Origin of the sequence: Fervidobacterium sp. 2310opik-2 (assembly GCF_011057735.1) — a bacterium.
In the GTDB taxonomy this organism is placed as follows: domain Bacteria; phylum Thermotogota; class Thermotogae; order Thermotogales; family Fervidobacteriaceae; genus Fervidobacterium; species Fervidobacterium nodosum.
On record NZ_LNGG01000024.1, the window covers coordinates 100,270 to 119,977 of the forward strand.

Here is a 19,708-nt window from a genome sequence, read left to right on the forward strand (position 1 = left end):
CGTCTCACATCCCATTAAAATTAAACTGACCATTCTTCGGATCAAATTGGAAAAATTTATCTGGTATATCGGTCAAGTAAAATTTAAAATAAATCTTATCAATATTATCAAAAATGTTCGGAGAATTTCTATTTTTAAAATCAATTCCAGCATTTAATCTCCAACAATGCAATGATTTATCAAAGTTGAATGAGAAATAATCAAATGACATTGTTGAGGGATTAAATGTAACGCTGAGTTTGATATTTGGGTCAAGATTCTTTAAGTCCATTTCTAATTTATAGGTATTTTTATTATCTGTATTATAAGATAGAACATATTTTTCGTTCTTTTTTTCCATTGCATATGTAAAATTCCACGTCGGAGTAGCTTCTTTTGAAGTTTTATTGTAATTTGCTCTCAGCGTTGCTGTATAATCAAAAAGATTAAAAGAACCTGAAGCAACAATGTTTTTTATATAATCGTTTTGTTGGTATATGGTAGCATTTAGATTACCATAATTTATGACATGTACATAATTGTCTAAAGACATCCCCGGTCTAATAATAAATTGCAAAGCGTACCTTAATGAGAATGGGGTGTAACGCATTTCAAGTGTGATGTTCTCATTACCAAGTTTGCGCAAAGTGTTATCATACGTTGTGGATAGAGAACCACCAATATTGAAATCTCCAATTGTTTGGTTGTACTTTACTGTCAAAGTATCAGGTAGCTGATTATTTTTTATCAAATCGATACTTCTTGACGTCGAAAGTGTAAGATTTGATGAGTTAGCTTCAAGTGTAAACTTTAATAAATTCCTATCTGTAGATGTTGGTTCATCGAGGTAATTGTAAACTTGCTCCCAAGAAAGCGAAGTTTTAAGTGGACCAATATTGTACATTCCTGTAACGTTATACTTATCAGATGCACCCAATGATTGCTTTGAAGTGTTATTAGAATAATTGTACACATTTTTCAGCGTGAAAGTATAGTTGAAATTTAGTGAAAAATTATCCAACTTCCAATTCCAAGGCAATTGGTATGTGTAAGTAATATTTCTGTTTTCGATGTTATTGTACACTGATCCATTTGCTGAAATGTTATAGTTAATAACTTTGTTCGCCAAACTAAAATTGTAAATAGTTTGATTAAAAGTTTTCCAATCTTTTTCCGGTTCGAATAAGTATCCATCGTATTGCATTCTATAAGTACTGTCAACGGAATTAACTTTCAAGCTATTTTCTGGAAGAATATCAAAAGATAAGTTCTTTATTCCACCATTTAAAACAATTAAAGTATCGGTTAGTTTTTTATCGTACATAATATAAGGTCTAAAATAGACATTTTGATTTTGATAGTTGAGACCAAGTTTGTGGTAAAAATTATTATCATTGATGTACGTGCCCTCAACGTATATAGGTCCATCGTATTTATAATAAATATTCCCCTTTGAATACCTGTAAATAAAAGGTGATAGCATAAGTTCAAAACTATCCTTGGATTGATTGTAAAATATTTTATCTGATTTACTCTGCGTGTTTTGAGTTTCAAATGTAACTCCTTCTGTTCCAAATGATAATTTTACTGCCCATTTATTTACAGCAAAATTGAATGACTGAGATACAACTAAAGTATTTCCGAATGTAATTGAAAAAGAGTATGGAGGAACACCATCAAGGTTCATTATATAAAGAGGATACGGGAAAATGGGAGCACCCAAAATTACTAAAAACGAATTTTTAGCAACTATGTACTTACTTTCAAGTACATATACATCTGAGGAAAGAATCATATAATGCGGTTCTTCCAAATTACAAGTGGTTAAATAGGAGTCTTCAAGTTGGGTCAATGTTGATGTAGCTTCATAATTTATTTCAGAACTGTAAACATAAACCGGGATTTTTTTGTTGTTATAGTTATAATTGTAGACAACCTTAGCTTTGACTATCAACACTCTTTCGCTTTCAAAATCGTATTTAAAACTTTTAGCAGTGTACACCATATCTTTATCGTAAAATTTTATTTCACCAGCAGCTTGTATTGTCTTTATCTTACCGTCAATAATTGTCGCTGTTGCTTCATCACAAAGAAGTTTGTAATTATCCCAAGAAAAAGAAACATCTCCTTTAAATTTAACAGCATCTTCTGAAAAATAGGCATCCAAAGAGTTAACTTTTACAAGACTTTCTGAAAAACCAACGGAATTAGTAAAACTGAAAAAAGCCGTTATTACTAGGACAAACAAAAACAATCTTGACAAAAATTCCCTCACTTTAAAAGCTATTGGAGTATCAACAAAAATATACATAATAACCCCCACAACGGAAAATACGATATTTGGGAGCCACGTTGCAAGCATCGGATCCATTAACCCTTCCTTTCCCATACCAGACAACCATGCGCCTGAACCTTGATACAGTACAATTGTAAGAAACGTAAGAATAATGCTCCAAGCCCTGCTAATAAAACCAAACAACAGTGAAACAGGAAGACCTATCAAAACTATAACCAAAGCTCCAAGAGCATTTGCGTAACGTTGGTTAAGTTCAACAATCAAATTCGAAGCATTTATACCTAATTTCTTGTACGTTTGAAGTTGTTCTCTTAGCTCTTTTGAAGTTTTATCCCTTGTAGTTTTGTAAGCCCTCAGCATTTCTTCAATTTCGCCCGCAACATCCAATTTCATTTCCTTAAATTGCATGTCTAATTTGAGAAATCCTGTCTCCAACTCCACTATATACATCGATCCATCTATTAAAAACCAACCGTCTTTCCTTTTTATAACTTTTTTAGCTGTAAGAATCTGCTCGTTTCCCTCTTCATTTCTAAATAAGACCACATCGTAAAGTTCGCCTTTAGCTTTGTTGTGTTCTTTAACATAAAAATAAACATCCTTTTCTAATTCTACAAGCATATTAGTCTTTACAACACTTTCGGGTGATTGAAATATATATTGATTGAGTATCTGTGAAGATTTGTAATTGGCGGTTGGAACAACGTAATCACCAAGCAACCAGGAGAAAAAGCCTAAGATTAGTGCAAGAATGATAAACGGTGTAACTAAATGCTTAGCCGAAACACCGTGAACCAATAAAGCAGTAATTTCTCTGTTGTTGTACATATCGCTTATAACCCAGAATATTGAAAAAAGTACCCCAACAGGGATACCGAGAAATGTAAAGTAAGGTATGTTGTACATTACAAATAGTAGTAATTTATCTATTCCAACTCTATTTCTAATTATGTAATCTGAAATTTGATAAAGCCATTCTACGCTGACAAACACAATAAAACCAGCGAGTCCCATAAAAAATGGTTTCAATGCTTGCTTTAAAACATATCTTGTCAGAGTCTTCAACCTATTCACCCCAATGTATATTTTTATTTTTCAATTTTCACTTTTAAAGTTATCAACAGAAAATTGTTGTAATTCGTCATGGTGGCATGTGTAATAATCACCGGTCAAAATGTAAAAAGTAATCTCTATAATCTGAACAGCAAAATCTGAAATTTCTTCTAAGACTTTTGAAATATCTAGCAAAATTAAACCTCTCTTGATCAACCTTGGATTATTTTGTATGATTGTTGTTATATCTTCTTGGAATTTTTCAAACATTTTATCCATGACCTCATCTTGGTTACATATTCCATAAGCACCCTCGGTATTCTGATCAACATATATTCTCAATGCTTTTCTTAGCATTTTCTGAGCGAATGAAAACATTTCAGGAAGCATGATGCTTTGATTAAGCTCCGGCTCTTTTACCAAATTTTCTATATCCTCAGCGATGTCTTTAAGCCTTGAACTTATATCCAACAGTACTTTTGCGACAAGTACACTTCCAAAAATAAATCTCAGTTCGTAACCGCTTGGGTTAGATGTCCCAACAATTGTTTGAGAAAAATTTAGTATATTTAGGTACTCTTCATATATATCCCAATACTGATTTTTAACTTTTTTCGCTAATTCCAGATTGCGTTCTTTAAAAGCTTCCATTGTTAATCTAAGGAGATCTTCAACGTACCATGCCTCTTTTGTTAAAATTTTTTTCATTTCATTAATGTTAGTTTCAATAAGCCATTTCACATCGTTCACCTTCTTGATTGATTTTCACAAACCATTTTTCAGTATTTTTCTTCCGTAACCTATCTTTTCTTTTATCGAAGTGGAAAAGTCGTATGATTTTGGCCTTAAAATAATCACAGTTCTATTACACTTTTTGATTCTAAACTCATTTGTCTGCTCAACTAAATCCCCGTCTACTATCAAATTTGCAACTTCACTTGATCTTACTGCAATCCTTTCGTTACTTGGAATTACAAGACTCCTATTTGCTAAAAATTGTGGTGCCATAGGTGTAATTTCAAACGCCTCAACATTTGGAAGCATAATAGGCCCACCAAGTGCGAGAGCATATGCTGAAGAACCCGTTGGAGTACTTATAACCAATCCATCAGCGTGATAATAAAACGTACCGTCTGTAATTTTTACATCCAAATCAAGAATTTTTTGAGATACATCTTTTTGAATGACAGCATCATTTATTGCAAAATAAGTTCCTTTCTTTGTTTCAATTCGAAGAGTCCAGCGTTTGTCTTCAATAAAATTCCAATCTTTCAAATCTTGAATAAGTTTGTCAATTTCGTTAAGCAAGTATCCTGAGAAAAATCCTAATCTCCCTGCTTTTACACCTATAACGGGAGTATTTACTTTCTTTAAAGTCCTTAAAACCGTACCATCACCGCCAACAACGATGTTCACATCAACGGAAAACTTCTCCTCGTCAAAATCCAAAGAGGAATCCGTAAAGTGTTTTACTTCAAAATTTTTTACAATATTTTCAAGAACAAACTTCGCTGCTTCTACGTAATCTACGCGATAAAAAATACCTAACTTAATCATTTATTTCAATCTCCAACCTAAATCTATAAGTGATTGAGCCATGAATTGGTCTAGGAAAATCAAAATAAGAATTGCGATCAAAGGGGTTATGTCTATATAGCCTATCGGGGGTATATATTTTCTGATAGGTCTTTCCACAATTTCAGCTATATCCCTCAATATATGATAAAATTTGAAAGAATACATATTAGGTATCCAACTCAATATCGCGGTAATAATTATAACAGTCATTTCAAAATTCAAAAATATTCTCAAAACATAACCCATCGCATAGAAAAGATTACCAAGTATAAACACATTATTTCCCCCTTTCACCAAATATCGCAGTACCTATTCTAACTATCGTACTTCCTTCTTCAACTGCCACTTCAAAATCGTTACTCATACCCATAGATAGTTCTTTCAAATTCGGAAATCTCTTTGAGATACCATCTCTAATTTCACGCAACATCCTAAAATATTTCCTTGTAGATTCCGGTTCAACAAATGGAGCCATCGTCATAAGTCCAATAACTTGGACGTTTTTAAACTTTTCAGATTCCTTCAATAGATCTTCAATATTATTTGGACTAATACCACCTTTTGTTTCTTCACCTGAAACATTAACTTCTATCAAAATTTTTTGAATTTTTCCCATTTTCGAAGCTATTTTGTTGATTTCCTCAATTTCGTTTATCCTATAAACTGAATGAATGAGATAAGCAACAGGAACTATGTATTTCAATTTATTTGTTTGAATACGCCCTATGTAATGCCATTCAATGTCTGGAAAATTTAATTGCTCAGATTTATCACGAAGTTCTTGCGCGTAATTTTCACCAAAAATTCTTAACCCAACATCGTAAGCAGTTTTTATAATCTCAACAGGATGAGTCTTTGTAACAGCGACTATCTTTATTTCATCTGGCTTTCTGCCAACTTTCAGTGCATGTTCCGAAATTTTATTCATGACGTATTCGTAATTTTTCTTTATCATTGAATAACTATTCAATATTTCCGAATCCATCAAACAACCCTCCAGGTAGAGTGTTATAACCTAAGTATTTATAAGCCTTTTCAGTAGCAATCCTTCCGCGTGCTCCCCTTGCAATGAAACCACTTTGCACTAAAAAAGGTTCATAAACTTCTGAGATTGTGTCTTCAGTTATACCAAGAGAAGCTGCTAAAGATTTCAATCCGACAGGACCACCTTTGTAAATTTCTATAATTGTCTTCAATATTTTTCTATCCATTTCATCAAGCCCAAACTCGTCGACACCCAATAATCTCATAACTTCCTCAACTATATTGAGTGTTATATTTTCTGAGCCACGTACTGTACTCAAGTCACGAACTCTCTTGAGTAACCTTATAGCAATCCTTGGAGTCCCTCTCGACCTTTTTGCAATAGAAAGGGCTGCGTCATCATCAATTAAAGTACCCATAACTTCGGCTGCCCGAGTTATTATCATCTTAAGTTCTTCTTGAGTATAGAAATTCATTTCGAAAATCATACCAAATCTATTTCTTAAAGGGGAGGTTAAAAGCCCGCTTCTTGTTGTAGCACCTATCAATGTAAAAGGTTGTAATTCCACTCTTATTGACCTTGCCGCTGGTCCTTTACCTATCATTATATCAACTTGAAAATCTTCCATCGCAGAGTACAAGATTTCTTCGACATTCCTGTTCATCCTATGTATTTCATCTATAAATAACACATCACCTGCTTCAAGGTTTGTCAATATCGCAGCTAAGTCACCTTGTTTTTCTAATATTGGTCCGCTTGTAACGTGTATATTTGCATTTAGCTCATTCGCTATTATAGTTGCAAGTGTTGTTTTACCAAGTCCTGGAGGGCCAGCAAGTAAAATATGGTCAAGCTGTTCGCCACGCATCTTAGAAGCTTGGATAGCAAGCTTCAACCTTTCCTTTATATTCTCTTGACCTATATATTCAGAAAGAAATTTAGGTCTTAAGGAATAACTATCGTAACCAGTCCTCTCCGGTGAGACTATCCTTTCACTACCGTATTCATTTATTTTTTCCAAGATTTAACACCTCTGCTTCCAACGGTACATTAATTCTTAAACCTTCTCGTCCCAAATTAATCCTTACCTTTGCAAAGCCTTGTATTTTAAAACTTTCAGTGTTCATATTTTTTAAATTTTTATTGAAAATTTCAACGGATGAGAAAACAATGCTTAAGCTATAAAGATCTTCATCTATCTTTGCTGGTTCACCATTCCACAAGCCTATAATATTCCATGCACTATCGTAAACTTTTAATTGTACAAGTTCAATTTCTTTCTCAATAGCAATTTTTTTATTTTGGCTTGGAGCATTGATTTTCAAATTAGCATTTATAATAAGATTTATTCCTTTTATTTGAGTTTCCGTGATTTCAAAATTAATCTTCAAATCACTAACAACAAAAAATGCCCTTTTCAGGTTAAAAAGGGATATAGATAAAAGAAACATTGCAATTAAACTTACCACGATAAGCCAAAACGTAGTATTCAAAAATAATTTTTTCATGACTTAAACCTCATTTACATATTACTTTGCAAAAATATTATACCACAAAGTTTAACCTTTTCTATGCATGTATCATCAAAGATTGTTCTAACAAAAATTCGGTTTGTTTTTTTATTTTTTGTATTGACAAAATATGTTATACGTATCATAATTATGCATATAACTATTATACGTATAACTATTTACAAAACATCAGAAATAATGTGCAGAGAGGAGTGATAAGTTGTTTACAGATAATAAAAAAGGTATTGTTTATCATGTAAGTACTTTGCAAAAGAGAATTTTCAAAATTATCCATGAACAAGTCTCAAAAGAATTCGGTATACACCCCGGTCAAGTCCCGATGCTGTTTATAATCGAAAAAAAACCAGGCATAAGCCAAAAAGAGATAGCAGACGCACTAAACATCGAACCGGGAACCGTTGCGGTTATGCTCAAGCGTATGGAAAAAAGTGGTCTGATATTAAGAACAACAGACGAAAGAGATAGAAGGGTTTTAAGAGTTCACTTAACTCAAAAGGCAAAAGACGCGCTTTTTTATATAAAAGATGTCTTAGCTAATTTGGAAAGTAAAATACTTTCAACACTTCAAGAAAGTGAGCAAGAAATGTTCTTGAAAGTAATTGAAAAAATAAACAAAAAGTTAGATGAAGAATTCCCACTAAAGGAGCGTGAAGTCAAATGCTGAGCAAGTATCTCAAAAAGTATTGGTTTCTAATAACCTTAACAATTTTATTAGTAGCTATTCAAGCAATAATTTCTTTATATTTGCCTGATTTGATGTCTGATATAGTTGATAAAGGTATAACAAAAGGTGATACTGATTATATCTGGCGTGTTGGCGGCAAGATGTTACTTGTCTCGTTTATAAGTGTTATTGCAGCGGTACTTGCCAGTTATTCGTCTTCCATAGTTAGTATGGGACTTGGAAAGGATTTGAGAGAAGCAATCTTCAAGAAAGTAACATCTTTCTCCTTGGAGGATATGAATAAATTCAGTACATCATCTTTGATTACCAGGACAACAAACGACGTTACACAGATTCAACAAGCCACAATTATGATTTTGCGTATGGTTGTTATGGCACCTGTAATGGCGGTTGGCGGAATATTCATGGCTATCCAAAAAGACGCTAAGCTCACAAGTATTTTGCTTGTTTCAGTTCCCGTAATGCTTTTAGGACTTGGAATCATAGCTTGGATAGTTGCGCCATTGTTCAAGAGTATGCAAAAAAAGATAGATAAACTCAATTTAGTTGTTAGAGAACGCGTTACAGGCATAAGGGTTATAAGGGCATTCAATAAAGAAGATTACGAAAAAGGAAGGTTTAGCGAAGCTAACAACGATCTGACGCGAACAGCTTTAATCGTAAATAGGATCTCTTCCGTACTATTTCCATACATGATGATAGTTATGAACTTTACAACAATTGCCATCATATGGTTTGGTGCTAAACAAATCGACGCTGGTACATTACAAGTTGGTCAGATGATGGCTGTTATGCAATATGTTATGCAGATTATGTTCTCTTTTATAATGATTTCGGTTATTTTTATCTTTTTACCAAGGGCAAGTGTTTCAAATCAGAGAATTAAAGAAGTACTTACGACTGAAACAAAAATCAAGGAATCAGAGAATGCAATTAAAGTAAAATCATCTCCAACTTGGTTTGAAGATATAAACAATAACTTCAAAGGTATCGTAGAATTCGATAATGTTACATTTAAATACCCCGGTGCAGCGGAACCGGTTTTGAAAAACATTTCGTTTAAAGCCTTGCCCGGAAAAATTACCGCTATAATCGGTTCAACCGGTTCGGGAAAATCCACTTTATTAAATTTAATAACAAGGTTTTACGATGTTACTTCAGGTAGTGTTAAGATAGACGATATTGATATTAGAGAAATCCCATTTGAGATTATGAGAAAAAATATAGGTTACGCGACACAAAAAGCCTTTATATTTTCAGGGACGATAAGGGAGAATATAAGATTTGGTAGAGAATGGATAACTAATGACATGGTTGAAAATGCTGCCGATATATCGCAAGTTCTGGAGTTTGCCTCAAAGTATCCAGAAGGTCTAGATTACCAAATTGATCAAGCAGGTCTAAACCTATCAGGTGGTCAGAAACAGAGAATTTCGATAGCGCGTGCAATTGCAGGTAAACCTAGGATATACCTTTTCGATGACACGTTTAGCGCCCTTGATTTTAAAACAGACGCAAAGGTTCGAACAAGGCTCTTTAAAGAAACAAAAGATGCAACAGTTATCATTGTTGCTCAACGTGTTGCAACTATAATGCATGCAGACCAAATAATTGTTTTGAAAGATGGAGAAATTGCTGGAATCGGAACTCACGAAGAATTAATGAAAACAAGTGAAGTTTATCAAGACATAGTTTACTCGCAACTTTCCAAAGAAGAAATCCAGTGAGGTGATAGAATATGGAAAAAAGAGAACAAACACAAAAACAAAGACTACCAAGACCAATGGGACCTGGAGCTGGAGGACCAGCATTTGCAAGAGGTGGCGAAAAACCAAAAGATTTCAAAAAAACCCTGAAAAAGCTTATGACTTACCTAAGACCTCACCAATATGCGATTATAGCTGTATTTGTAATAACAATAATTGCAACAGTTCTCACAATAAAAGCACCGAAAATTTTAGGAGAAGCAACAACAGAAATATTCCGAGTCATTATGTTAAGAAAAACACCATTCTCCGGATTCCTTAACACATCTATGGACTTCGATAAGATATTTAGAATTCTTTTGAACGTTGCTCTACTTTACGGAATATCTGCGTTGTTAAACTTTTCCCAAGGTTACATGATGGCAGGTATTACACAAAAAATAGTAAAGAAAATGAGGGAAGATATAAATGATAAATTGAAAAGACTCCCCCTAAGTTTTTACGACCACAGGTCACACGGTGATATCATCAGTAGGATCACCAATGATATTGATTTGATAAGTAACACGTTGCAGCAGAGTTTAACACAATTTATCTCTGGTATAGTAACAATTGTGGGTATAACATATATGATGCTAACTATAAATGTCAAACTCACACTTTTAACGTTAATAACATTGCCATTAAGTGCTATAGCAACGATAGTTATAGCAAAATATTCACAAAAGTACTTTGCAGCGCAACAAAAATTACTGGGAAAACTCACAGGACAAGTTGAAGAAGTTTATGGAGGACACATAGTTGTAAAAGCTTATGGAAGAGAAAAAGATGAGCTTGAGAAATTCACATATGTAAATACCGAATTATACAAGGAAAGTAAAAAAGCACAATTTTTAACAGGTATAATAATGCCAATGATGAATTTTATCGGTAACCTTGGCTATATAATTGTTGCAGTTGGCGGTGGTGTATTGGTAACTAAGAAAGCCATTACAATTGGTGATGTTCAGGCATTTATACAGTACTCAAGACAATTCAACCAACCGATAATCCAAATCTCAAACATAGTAAATATGATCCAATCAACCTTGGCAGCTTCGGAAAGAGTCTTTGAAATATTAGAAGAAAATGAAGAAGTTCCAGATAAAGAAACAGCTGTAGAACTGGATAAAGTTGACGGAAACGTGAAGTTTGAAAGTGTGAAATTTAGCTATTATCCTGAAAAACCGCTGATCGAGAATTTAAACATCGATATTAAGAGCGGTCAGATGGTCGCTATAGTTGGTCCGACAGGCGCAGGAAAGACAACACTTGTAAACTTGCTCATGAGATTTTACGAGATTCAAGGTGGAAGTATAAGAGTAGATGGAATAGATATACGCGATATTAAAAGATACAACCTCAGAAAACACTTTGGAATGGTTTTGCAAGACACTTGGTTATTCTCTGGTACAATAAAAGACAATATCGCTTATGGTAAAACAAATGCGACAGAAGAAGAAATAATAAAAGCAGCAAAGATGGCTCATGTGCATCATTTCATAATGGCATTACCAGACGGGTACAACACAACCATAGGCGAAGACTCAACAAATATCTCGCAAGGTGAAAAACAACTCATAACGATTGCAAGAGCATTTTTAGCTGATCCAAGTATACTAATACTTGATGAAGCTACAAGCAACGTTGATACACTTACGGAAGTATATATCCAAAAAGCAATGAACGATTTACTAAAAGGAAGAACAGCCTTTGTTGTCGCACATAGACTTTCAACTATCAGAAATGCAGATATAATTCTTGTCATGAACGAAGGTAAAATTATAGAAATGGGCAAACATGAGGAATTGCTTGAAAAAGGAGGATTTTACGCGGATATGTACAGAAGTCAGTTCCTTGGTGCGTTAGTCGATGCATAAATTAAATGAGAATACTCAATCTAAAAAAATTAACCAAATAAAACTCTTAGCCTGCTCTTTTATCGAGCAGGCTTTTTTTGATAATCTTTAAGAATATGTACTTTTTGAAAAAACTTGCATTTCATGATTGATTTATGTTATAATAATGTGGTAAAATGGTAATAGAAAACAATGTTAGCCTCATCATAAATATCATTAATCAGTTCTAAACATTATTAAATCCGTTTTTTGAAGGCTAGGTGATTCGATGAAAAAGGAAGAAATGATGGCGATAATTGAAGAAAGAATAAAAAATTGTCAAAGCTGCCCTTTGCATTTACTTAGAAAAAATACAGTTCCTGGTGAAGGAAATATATATTCACCTATAATGTTTGTTGGTGAAGGGCCTGGCGAAGAAGAAGACAATCAAGGCAGACCATTTGTTGGTAAAGCCGGACAACTTCTTACAAAGATTATAGAATCAGTTAATATAAAACGTGAGGATGTGTATATTACCAACGTTGTTAAATGTAGACCACCAAATAATCGTGTCCCGACAAACCTAGAAATTCAATCATGTTCTCATTATTTGACAGCTCAAATAGAGATAATTAACCCACGTATGATAATACCGCTTGGTAGTACAGCTGCAACGTTTTTCTTAGGAAAAGAAGAACCAATAACAAAAATTCGTGGGAAAAAATTCACTTGGAAAGGTGATATCATAATTTTTCCCATGTTCCACCCAAGCTATCTTTTAAGAAACCCGTCTAAAGAAAAAGGAAGCCCAAAAGATTTAACTTGGCAAGATATAAAAGAAGTTAGAAGATATTACGATCAGTTTATGGAAGAAATTACTGGTAAAATTAATAGATAATTAATAAGTAAGGAGGAAATTACGTGAAAAACGATTTTAAGCATGAAACAAAGCTTACACCAACAGTTATGAGTTACATCTCAGCAATTTACTCGCTCATAGAGAAAGAAGGCGTTGCAAGGATTTCTGATATAGCGAAAATGAAAGGCGTATCCTACGCAAGCGCAACTAACGCTGTTAAAAAGCTTGCAGAACTTGGTGTTGTCGAACATAAAAGGTATGGTTTTGTCAAATTAACTCTAAGAGGTTTAAAAATTGCTCAAATGCTAAAATCTGGTGAATCCAGAATAAAATATTTCTTCATATATGTTGTTGGAATACCAGAAAAAAAAGCAGAGCAAATAGCAAGCCTTATGGTATACGACTTAGACGCGGATACAAGAAGAAAATTGAGAAAGTTTTATTCAATTTTAATTGATTTTACAAAAGAAAAAGCAGAAGAGCTTGAGAAATTCATAAAAGAACAAAGAATGAATATGGAAATACCTGAGGAAGTATATAAGCTCAAAGAAAAAATAAAGGAGGATGAAGTTGATGAGTAAAGTTTTAGTAACAGGTGGAGCTGGTTTTATTGGTTCGCATCTAACTGACAAACTTGTTGAATTAGGTCACGATGTTGTTGTTATCGACAACCTTTCAACAGGAAAAAGAGAAAATGTTAATCCTAAAGCAAAGTTCGTAGAAATGGATATTTACGATGGTCAAAAAGTTAATGAGTTATTTGCGAACGAAAAATTTGAATACGTTTTTCATTTGGCGGCTCAAGCAAGTGTAGCTATTTCTGTCAAAGATCCAGTAAAAGATGCTAACTGGAACATAATAGGAAGTATAAATCTAATAAAAGCATCTATAGAAAATGGTGTAAATAAGTTTATTTTCTCTTCAACCGGTGGAGCAATTTACGGAGAAGATGTAAAGGTATTTCCTACGCCAGAAAGTGTATTTCCACAACCAATGTCACCGTATGGAATAGCAAAATTTTCAGTTGAAAATTATTTAAGATTCTTTAGCAAAGAATTTGGTCTTAAATATACAGTTCTCAGATACGGTAATGTCTACGGTCCTCGCCAAGATCCATACGGTGAGGCTGGTGTTGTTGCCATATTCACGTCAAGGATGCTTAAAAATGAAGACTGCACAATTTTCGGTGACGGCGAATACACAAGAGATTACGTTTACGTTGAAGATGTTGTAGATGCGAATATAAAAGCTATGGAAAAAGGTGATGGGCTCGTTATAAACATCGGTACAGCAACAGGGACAACGACAAATGAGCTATTCAAATTGTTAAAGAAATTGACCGGTTATAAAAAAGAACCAGTATATGGTCCACATAGGAAAGGGGATATTAGAAAAAGTTTGCTGTGCTACAATAGGGCTTGGATAGAATTAAAATGGGAACCTAAGCATTCTCTCGAAGAGGGGTTGAGGAAAACTGTCGAATGGTTTAAGCGAAATACTCAGGCCTGATTCTTTTGAAAATTTTATCGGTCAAGAGCACCTTCTCGGTGAAGGTGCTCTTTTGCGTATTTCCATTGAGACAAATAATCTTTTCTCCGCTATCCTTGCCGGTCCTCCAGGCACAGGCAAGACATCTGTTTTGAACCTTATTAAGAAGTACACAGATTACGAAATTGTCCAATTAAATGCTGCGTTTACCTCCGTAGAAGACATCAAAAAATGGGAAAAATACGCGTACAATATGAAAGGGATTAAGAATATCCTATTGTTTATAGACGAAATTCACCGATTTAACAAAAAGCAGCAAGATGTATTCTTACCAGGAGTGGAAACGGGTATATACACGCTCTATGGCACAACCACAGAAAGCCCACAACACGTACTTAACCCAGCTCTTCTTTCAAGGTGTAGAGTATTAAGATTTAAAAAACTTTCCGAAAAAGATCTTCGAATAATTTTGGAAAAAGCGATATCTTACGTTGGAATGGAAGTAACTGAGAATGTTAAAGATATGATAATAAGGTCATCAAACGGCGATGCAAGGTTTTTAATAAATACTTACGAAATACTATCAAACATTGCAAAAACAATTGGTAAAAATTTAATAGACGAAGAGATATTTAAAATGTACACTGCGGATGAGCTAACAAAATACACAGATACCGAACATTACAATCTGGCTTCGGCGTTTATAAAAAGTATAAGAGGTAGTGATCCAGATGCTGCGCTTTATTACATGGCAAGAATGATAAATGGTGGGGAAGACCCAAGGTTCATTGCAAGAAGGCTTGTTATCCTTGCAAGTGAAGATATTGGGCTCGCCGATCCATTTGCGTTAGTTTTGGCAACTGCTACTATGCAGGCGGTAGAAAGCGTAGGATTACCAGAATGCATTTTAAACCTTTCTGAATGTGTTATATACCTTTCGCTTGCTCCGAAAAGCAACTCAAGCTATGAAGCGATAAACAAAGCCCAACAAATTGCTCAAAAAACGATGAATTTGAATGTTCCAAAGCATCTATTAAATATCGAAGGTAGTGGATACAAATATCCACATTCGTATGGAGGATTCGTAAAACAAAGTTATTTACCAAAAGAAATAAAAGAGAGGTTTTATTATCCAAAAAATATAGCAAAAGAATCTAAAATTGCTGAAATATATCGAAAACTTTGGCCAGAAAGATTCAATGACATTTAATATCTGCACAAACATTGTTTGGAGGTGAAAATGTGATAAAAATTGGTAAAAAACCTGTGGAAATTGAATTTGTAGTTGGGGATATCACAACCCAAAACATTGATGCAATAGTTAACGCAGCTAACTCATATCTTAGTCACGGTGGAGGAGTTGCTGGTGTAATATCTCGGAAAGGTGGTCCAACGATCCAAAAAGAAAGTGATGAATACGTGAAAAAGTATGGTCCTGTTGAGCCTGGCGGAGTAGCTGTAACTGGGGCTGGAAACTTATCTGCAAAATATGTTTTACACACCGTTGGGCCTATCGGTGATAAACCGCAAAACGATGATATTATAGTTAAATGCTTTATAAATATAATAAAAAAGTCCGACGAACTTGGCATTAAAACGATTGCAATACCATTCGTCGGAACAGGAATATTCGGTTATCCACTAGAAAGATTTATAGAAAACGTTACAAAAGTCTTAATTAATTACTTAAAAGACTATGAAGGCACATTACAAAAAATCATTTTCTGTGATATAGACGGTTATAAAGTAAACAAATTTGAAGAATACTTTTTGGCGAAATTCAAAGATAAAGGTTAAGGAAATTCAACATTAGAACTTCCAAACACCGAGTTTTAATTTAATATTTACCATTTGCCCAGCTCTATTAACAGTTACAGTTATCTCGTCGTTTATCTTCTTATTTGCAACTATTTTCGTAACATCATCTGGATTTTTAATCGACTTTTGGTCAATAGAAGTTATCACATCGCCAACTTTCAAACCTGCAATTTGAGCGGGTGATCCTTCCTCAACATAAGCAACGTAAAGGCCATCAGCTTTAACTCCATATGTACTTTTCACTTTATCATTTACAACAAACCATGTAACTCCCATAAGTTTGTTATCCATTGGTTTGTTGATGACAGAAAATATCGAATCTGCCTCAACAACAACTCTAAATGTAAAATCACTCCTTGCCTCAGATGGACTAACTGGAACTCTATCGGTAATTCTATTTGCTATAGCTCCAACTCTTCCAACAACTAAAGTTCCTGAAGTATTTATTGGATTTTCGTTGGGTAAATTTTTATAAGCATCCTTACTATAATAATCCATACAATATTCTATTGGATACCCAAACATATTTACAACTCCATAGGGTGAAACATCTACATCTTCAAATGCTTTAACGCTGTATTCTTTTTTTCCGTCATTAAATTTCGTAGCCTTACCATTTCCCCATGGATAAATTCTTCCATCTGTTCCTCTTGCAGCTTTTTCCCACTGAGCCTCAGTCGGTAATTTGTAACCAGCCCAGTCACAATAAGCCTTTGCAGAGATCCAGTTTATGTTAGTTATAGGAAAGTCATAAAAGCTTTTGTTTGCTGTATAACCTACCGTAAATTTAGAACCAAGAAAATCTATCGTCACGGGAGTAATATTTTTCCCAGAAAGAACTTTTGAACTCTTACCTGCTCTAAGAAAATCAAGATATTGCTTTACTGTAATTGGGTATTTTGATATATAAAACCCAGAAATATAAACATTTCTTGCCGGCAATTCATCTTCTTCAACTTTCCCCCAAGAAGTATCTGCACCCATTTTAAAAGTACCGCCTGGTATAAATACAAAAGTTACACCTGTTCTTGGATCAACAATTTCTTGTGGATAAACTTTTATAACTTTCACTTCTTTATTGTTAACTTTTAACGGAGTTTTAACTACCATAGAAGCTACTCCATCTTTGTCATAGATAACTTCTGATGAGGTTTGAAGTTTTTCATAGCCTGGTTTATAAGTTGTAAAAACAACTTCAGAAAGTTTAACTTTCAATTTACCCCATTCGCCTGAAACTTCTAAATCATTTTCATCAACTTTTGTAACCTTTCCATACAACCGTCTTCCATTCTTTAGAATTAACAATTCATATCCATTTGCATTGCTAATAGGTATGTACAAATTCTCAACAAAAACTTTTTCAATGTAGATTTCATTTCCCTGATTATCAGAAATGATAATATATTTATCATCTGAAGATAATTTTTGACCAGTGAAAACGTCTCCAGAAGAAAGAAATACAGTGTATATATTTGATAAACTTAAATCGATATTAAGAGCATCGAGAACAGGTAAACTTTGAAATTCAACTCTTTCAAATGATAGATAGTCAATATCATTCGTTCTCACCAATCTCATTTTTCCAAAATTTGTTTTAATTATTATATAATTACCGTTTATATCAGTTACATAACCTCTAATTTTTTTCCCTGAGAGCGACACAAAACCATCTTCCGGCTGAATGGAAAAATTAAAAATAACAAACTTTACTTGATCAATAATTGCAAATATTCGTCCCAATGATGTATCAAAAACAATATAATTCTCAAATAATTCAACAAGTTTTCCATCAATGGAATCACCTGATTTATAAACCAGTTGCTCAGAAAATGCAAATGAGTTCATTAACACTATAAAAACTAAAATTTTAAACAAAACAGAAAATCTCATTTTTAATTCCTCCCAATATCGATATTAATTAATTTTATTATATCACATAAAAACCAAAAAATTGCTTTACCTATTTAAAGTTTTTGTGGTAAAATTATTATGTAATTTGACCAAAATTAACTAATTTTACAAATTATAACCTTTGTTTCAAAAAATAGAAACTAATTTACATGGGTGACAATAAATGAAAAGATATAACGTAATATTATTTATCTATATTGTATTCTTTATTTTTTGGATTGCTTTATTTATTTCGCAAAAACATACACTCGCTCTTAAGGGTGAAAATTTTTATTGGTTCTCAATATATTATAAAAAGAGAGTTTGGTTTGTTGATAAAAACGCAAAAATTTACAATGTTCTCCCTGAAGATGACCTCAATTCATCATTTTTTGTCACAGGACTTGATATAGACGAAGAAAATGGCACAGTAAGTGCCAGCTTAATTTCTTTAATACCAAAAGATATTCCAGATATCGTTTTTGAAATCAACTTAAAAGAAAAATATATTTCAACTGTAAATTCATCTATAATATATCTTACGAATATTGAAGATGTAGAAAATTGTATAAATGTATTGAAAACTATCGGTGAATATCTTGATAGTGGAAAGCGTTTTATATTCAAAAATGGGAAATTATATTCAATATAATACTTAATATAAAGGGGTGACAGTATGCCAAAAAGTCACGAGATTGTTTCTATCGATATTGGAAATGAAAGTATAAAAGCTATAGTAGTAGACTATTCTGAAGGTTACGGAAACGTGGTTGCTTTTTCCAATGTAAAAACAAGGGGCATAGAGAACGGGGAAATTAAAGACGTTGTTTCACTTAATGAATCAATGTTGCAAATTATTGAAGATCTCGAGGAACAAATCGGAAAAGAGCTTAAAGGAGATTTTCTTATTTCATCAAGTTGTGGAGACTTTACTTTGTCAGAGGTTACTGAAGAATTGCTACTAAATGAAAAGGAAGAAGGATATATATCAGAAGAACACGTATCAAAGTTAACAGAAAACCTTTTCGCTGATATTTCCCCAGCAAATGAAAAAAATTCTTTGCATCTTTTTGTAAAAAGGTATGTATTAGATGATAAGAAAATTGTTGTTAATCCAATAGGAATGAAAGCAAGAAAGCTTTCAGCTGTTTATACTACGGTAATGGGTTCTGAACGATATAGAAATGTCGTAGAATACGCAACAAAAGACATAATCGGCGATGCTGAATATTATATTTCACCAATTTCGAGTGCTGAAGCTGTGCTTTCCAATGTTGAAAAAGATAGAGGAATATTGCATGTAGACCTTGGTTACAATTCAACTATTGTAACAATGTACCATGCGAATACACCTTTAGAGATGGAAAGAATAGAAATTTCAATGAAAAATGTGATAAAAGACATAGCCATTGTACTTAAAACCTCGTTACAAGAAGCTGAAAGGTTACTTAGAACATATGGAGTTGCGATGTATCTGGACGTTGAACCGCTAGCCATCGAATACAAAGGTTTAGATGGGAGAAGTATACAAAGAACCGATAAAGAATATCTTTCAAGGATAATTTACGCAAGGCTCAGGGAGATTTTTATGAAAGTCAAGAAGCTATATAAAGATTACACCTTGAAATATCCAGAATTTTCAAATGTGGGTATTCCCGGTGGAATTGTCCTTACCGGTGGAGGTGCAGCATTACAAAGGATTGAAGCTCTTGCTAGCGATGTCTTCAGATGTCCAGTAAGAATAGGTAGCTTATTCGACCAAGAAAAGTTCAAATGTGAAGTAGATGAATCAGTTGTATTTTCTCCTCTTTATACGGCAGCTTTTGGGAATATAATTGTTTATGAAAGAGAACAAAATTTGTACGCTCCCATTACAGGTGAAAAATCCAAGCAAGCTGGAAAAGGTATCTTTAAAAAGATTTCAGATGCCTTTAGTAAAATATTCGGTTGATACCTTACACT

18 protein-coding genes are annotated in these 19,708 nt (G+C 33.5%); 10 read left to right on the forward strand and 8 right to left on the reverse strand.

What is annotated here, in order from left to right; translation table 11 throughout:
• Positions 1–4: 4 nt before the first annotated feature.
• Genes AS161_RS07285 through AS161_RS07315 form a run of 7 tightly spaced genes read right to left on the reverse strand, consistent with a single transcriptional unit; the run spans position 5 to position 7,399 of the window.
• On the reverse strand, positions 5–3,340 hold the full coding sequence (locus AS161_RS07285) for an LptF/LptG family permease (RefSeq protein WP_164542313.1): 3,336 nt from the start codon (positions 3,338–3,340) through the stop codon (positions 5–7).
• A gap of 30 nt (positions 3,341–3,370) precedes the next feature.
• Positions 3,371–4,069: a phosphate uptake regulator PhoU gene (locus tag AS161_RS07290; RefSeq protein WP_164542314.1), complete on the reverse strand. Its 699-nt coding sequence runs from the start codon at positions 4,067–4,069 to the stop codon at positions 3,371–3,373.
• 24 nt (positions 4,070–4,093) lie between these two features.
• Entirely contained in the window at positions 4,094–4,885 is a 792-nt protein-coding gene (locus AS161_RS07295; protein ID WP_011993345.1) for an NAD(+) kinase, read from the reverse strand.
• Complete coding sequence (locus AS161_RS07300; RefSeq protein WP_011993344.1) at positions 4,886–5,182, reverse strand: YggT family protein; 297 nt, start codon at positions 5,180–5,182, stop codon at positions 4,886–4,888.
• Between the two features lies 1 nt (position 5,183).
• A complete protein-coding gene (locus tag AS161_RS07305) occupies positions 5,184–5,891 on the reverse strand; it encodes a YggS family pyridoxal phosphate-dependent enzyme (RefSeq protein WP_011993343.1) in 708 nt (235 codons plus the stop codon).
• Positions 5,869–6,879 carry a Holliday junction branch migration DNA helicase RuvB gene (gene ruvB / locus AS161_RS07310; protein ID WP_187146497.1) on the reverse strand — a complete coding sequence of 337 codons (1,011 nt, stop codon included), beginning with the start codon at positions 6,877–6,879 and terminating at the stop codon, positions 5,869–5,871. The genes AS161_RS07305 and ruvB overlap by 23 nt, the downstream gene beginning before the upstream one ends.
• Positions 6,880–6,895: 16 nt before the next feature.
• The gene (locus tag AS161_RS07315) at positions 6,896–7,399 is read right to left on the reverse strand and encodes a hypothetical protein (RefSeq protein ID WP_011993341.1); all 504 of its coding nucleotides are present in this window, start codon (positions 7,397–7,399) and stop codon (positions 6,896–6,898) included.
• A 223-nt stretch (positions 7,400–7,622) separates the two neighbouring features.
• On the opposite strand from AS161_RS07315, the gene AS161_RS07320 reads away from it, so the two are divergent.
• The 8 genes from AS161_RS07320 to AS161_RS07355 all read left to right on the forward strand — a co-directional run bounded on the left by AS161_RS07320 (position 7,623) and on the right by AS161_RS07355 (position 15,835).
• On the forward strand, positions 7,623–8,087 hold the full coding sequence (locus AS161_RS07320; RefSeq protein WP_011993340.1) for a MarR family transcriptional regulator: 465 nt from the start codon (positions 7,623–7,625) through the stop codon (positions 8,085–8,087).
• Positions 8,081–9,835 carry an ABC transporter ATP-binding protein gene (locus tag AS161_RS07325; RefSeq protein ID WP_011993339.1) on the forward strand — a complete coding sequence of 585 codons (1,755 nt, stop codon included), beginning with the start codon at positions 8,081–8,083 and terminating at the stop codon, positions 9,833–9,835. Before AS161_RS07320 ends, AS161_RS07325 begins: the two co-directional genes overlap by 7 nt.
• Before the next feature lie 11 nt (positions 9,836–9,846).
• Entirely contained in the window at positions 9,847–11,733 is a 1,887-nt protein-coding gene (locus AS161_RS07330; RefSeq protein ID WP_164542315.1) for an ABC transporter ATP-binding protein, read from the forward strand.
• Between the two features lie 247 nt (positions 11,734–11,980).
• A complete protein-coding gene (locus AS161_RS07335; protein WP_164542316.1) occupies positions 11,981–12,589 on the forward strand; it encodes a uracil-DNA glycosylase in 609 nt (202 codons plus the stop codon).
• Between the two features lie 23 nt (positions 12,590–12,612).
• Complete coding sequence (locus AS161_RS07340) at positions 12,613–13,131, forward strand: metal-dependent transcriptional regulator (protein ID WP_164542317.1); 519 nt, start codon at positions 12,613–12,615, stop codon at positions 13,129–13,131.
• On the forward strand, positions 13,124–14,059 hold the full coding sequence (locus tag AS161_RS07345; RefSeq protein WP_164542318.1) for an SDR family oxidoreductase: 936 nt from the start codon (positions 13,124–13,126) through the stop codon (positions 14,057–14,059). The genes AS161_RS07340 and AS161_RS07345 overlap by 8 nt, the downstream gene beginning before the upstream one ends.
• Positions 14,060–14,075: 16 nt before the next feature.
• Positions 14,076–15,248 carry a replication-associated recombination protein A gene (locus AS161_RS07350; RefSeq protein ID WP_241241358.1) on the forward strand — a complete coding sequence of 391 codons (1,173 nt, stop codon included), beginning with the start codon at positions 14,076–14,078 and terminating at the stop codon, positions 15,246–15,248.
• A gap of 32 nt (positions 15,249–15,280) precedes the next feature.
• Positions 15,281–15,835 (forward strand): macro domain-containing protein, encoded by a 555-nt coding sequence (locus AS161_RS07355; RefSeq protein ID WP_011993333.1) that lies wholly within the window; start codon positions 15,281–15,283, stop codon positions 15,833–15,835.
• A gap of 12 nt (positions 15,836–15,847) precedes the next feature.
• Here AS161_RS07355 and AS161_RS07360 read toward each other — a convergent pair whose 3' ends face one another.
• Positions 15,848–17,746: an SUMF1/EgtB/PvdO family nonheme iron enzyme gene (locus tag AS161_RS07360; RefSeq protein ID WP_164542319.1), complete on the reverse strand. Its 1,899-nt coding sequence runs from the start codon at positions 17,744–17,746 to the stop codon at positions 15,848–15,850.
• Positions 17,747–17,930: 184 nt separating this feature from the next.
• Between AS161_RS07360 and AS161_RS07365 the strand changes: the two genes are divergently transcribed.
• Both AS161_RS07365 and ftsA read left to right on the forward strand, forming a co-directional pair.
• Positions 17,931–18,398, forward strand: a complete 468-nt coding sequence (locus AS161_RS07365) for a DUF4894 domain-containing protein (protein ID WP_164542320.1) — start codon at positions 17,931–17,933, stop codon at positions 18,396–18,398.
• 24 nt (positions 18,399–18,422) lie between these two features.
• Positions 18,423–19,697, forward strand: a complete 1,275-nt coding sequence (gene ftsA / locus AS161_RS07370) for a cell division protein FtsA (RefSeq protein WP_164542321.1) — start codon at positions 18,423–18,425, stop codon at positions 19,695–19,697.
• Positions 19,698–19,708 lie beyond the last annotated feature (11 nt).

Coding starts and splice junctions, on each gene's coding strand:
- AS161_RS07295 (WP_011993345.1), bottom strand. CDS start 4,885: ATGATTAAGTTAGGTATTTTTTATCGCGTAGATTACGTAGAAGCAGCG.
- AS161_RS07305 (WP_011993343.1), bottom strand. CDS start 5,891: ATGGATTCGGAAATATTGAATAGTTATTCAATGATAAAGAAAAATTAC.
- AS161_RS07315 (WP_011993341.1), bottom strand. CDS start 7,399: ATGAAAAAATTATTTTTGAATACTACGTTTTGGCTTATCGTGGTAAGT.
- AS161_RS07325 (WP_011993339.1), top strand. CDS start 8,081: ATGCTGAGCAAGTATCTCAAAAAGTATTGGTTTCTAATAACCTTAACA.
- AS161_RS07330 (WP_164542315.1), top strand. CDS start 9,847: ATGGAAAAAAGAGAACAAACACAAAAACAAAGACTACCAAGACCAATG.
- AS161_RS07335 (WP_164542316.1), top strand. CDS start 11,981: ATGAAAAAGGAAGAAATGATGGCGATAATTGAAGAAAGAATAAAAAAT.
- AS161_RS07345 (WP_164542318.1), top strand. CDS start 13,124: ATGAGTAAAGTTTTAGTAACAGGTGGAGCTGGTTTTATTGGTTCGCAT.
- AS161_RS07360 (WP_164542319.1), bottom strand. CDS start 17,746: ATGAGATTTTCTGTTTTGTTTAAAATTTTAGTTTTTATAGTGTTAATG.
- AS161_RS07365 (WP_164542320.1), top strand. CDS start 17,931: ATGAAAAGATATAACGTAATATTATTTATCTATATTGTATTCTTTATT.
- ftsA (WP_164542321.1), top strand. CDS start 18,423: ATGCCAAAAAGTCACGAGATTGTTTCTATCGATATTGGAAATGAAAGT.